The sequence below is a fragment of the Oceanobacillus chungangensis genome, assembly GCF_003369565.1.
GTDB classification, from domain to species: Bacteria; Bacillota; Bacilli; order Bacillales; family Amphibacillaceae; genus Oceanobacillus; species Oceanobacillus chungangensis.
Map to the genome: position 1 here is coordinate 1 of NZ_PIOD01000024.1, position 1,150 is coordinate 1,150.

General features: G+C 43.7%; 7 tRNA genes and 1 rRNA gene. All 8 read right to left on the bottom strand.

Annotated elements, in window-relative coordinates:
* Positions 1-60: ribosomal RNA gene (locus CWR45_RS16230) — 16S ribosomal RNA — on the bottom strand; the annotation flags it as partial.
* Positions 61-360: 300 nt separating this feature from the next.
* Positions 361-434, bottom strand: a tRNA-Ile gene (locus CWR45_RS16235).
* A 15-nt stretch (positions 435-449) separates the two neighbouring features.
* Positions 450-523 (bottom strand) — tRNA-Gly (locus CWR45_RS16240).
* Between the two features lie 103 nt (positions 524-626).
* A tRNA-Ala gene (locus CWR45_RS16245) sits at positions 627-699 on the bottom strand.
* A 12-nt stretch (positions 700-711) separates the two neighbouring features.
* Positions 712-788: transfer RNA gene (locus CWR45_RS16250), tRNA-Pro, on the bottom strand.
* Positions 789-794: 6 nt separating this feature from the next.
* Positions 795-871: transfer RNA gene (locus tag CWR45_RS16255), tRNA-Arg, on the bottom strand.
* A gap of 3 nt (positions 872-874) precedes the next feature.
* Positions 875-963 (bottom strand) — tRNA-Leu (locus CWR45_RS16260).
* Between the two features lie 105 nt (positions 964-1,068).
* A tRNA-Leu gene (locus CWR45_RS16265) sits at positions 1,069-1,150 on the bottom strand.

Consider the following 1,150-nt stretch of genomic DNA (forward strand, 5'->3'; position numbering starts at 1 on the left):
TTGCATGTATTAGGCACGCCGCCAGCGTTCGTCCTGAGCCAAGATCAAACTCTCCAATAAAGTGTTTGAAATGAAATTGACAACAATCAATTTCATATAATGTCTTAGCTTTAAAAAGTGTTACCTTCTTGTTTTGTTGAAAAGAAAACAAGTTTCTTTTCGTTGACATACTGGTTGTTTTGTTCAGTTTTCAAAGAGCAAATGTTAAGTTGCTTATCAAAACAGCAACTCTATTAATATATCATAAACGGAATCTTGTTGTCAACAACTTTTTTCTTAAATGTTTTTCGTTATTTTCGCGACAACTTTTAAAGGATACCATCTTCAACTTAATAAGTCAACACTTTTTTTGAAGTGTGATGGGCCTGAGTGGACTCGAACCACCGACCTCACGCTTATCAGGCGTGCGCTCTAACCAGCTGAGCTACAGGCCCAAATAATAAATTATTTGGAGCGGGTGAAGGGAATCGAACCCTCATCATCAGCTTGGAAGGCTGAGGTTTTACCACTAAACTACACCCGCATAATATACAGTTAAATCTTAAACAGTCAACACGTCATTGATTCTTCTATCAAACACTTAGATGTGAACTAATCACATTATAATATAACGCAATAAATAAAAGTGGAGCCTAGCGGGATCGAACCGCTGACCTCCTGCGTGCAAGGCAGGCGCTCTCCCAGCTGAGCTAAGGCCCCGTAATGAAATCATGGTCGGGAAGACAGGATTCGAACCTGCGACCCCTTGGTCCCAAACCAAGTGCTCTACCAAGCTGAGCTACTTCCCGTTATAATGGCGCGCCCGAGAGGAGTCGAACCCCTAACCTCTTGATCCGTAGTCAAACGCTCTATCCAATTGAGCTACGGGCGCATATGGTGCCGAGGACCGGAATCGAACCGGTACGGTAGTCACCTACCGCAGGATTTTAAGTCCTGTGCGTCTGCCAGTTCCGCCACCCCGGCAAAGGGTGTAAATTAAAAGAAATGATTCTATTCTGCGATCCATCCCTTAATAAGGTTGAGATCTTTCATATAACCATTTGCTATTAGGCATAATGTTAATATTGATGCGGGTGAAGGGACTTGAACCCCCACGTCCGAAGACACTAGATCCTAAGTCTAGCGCGTCTGCCAATTCCGCCACACCCGC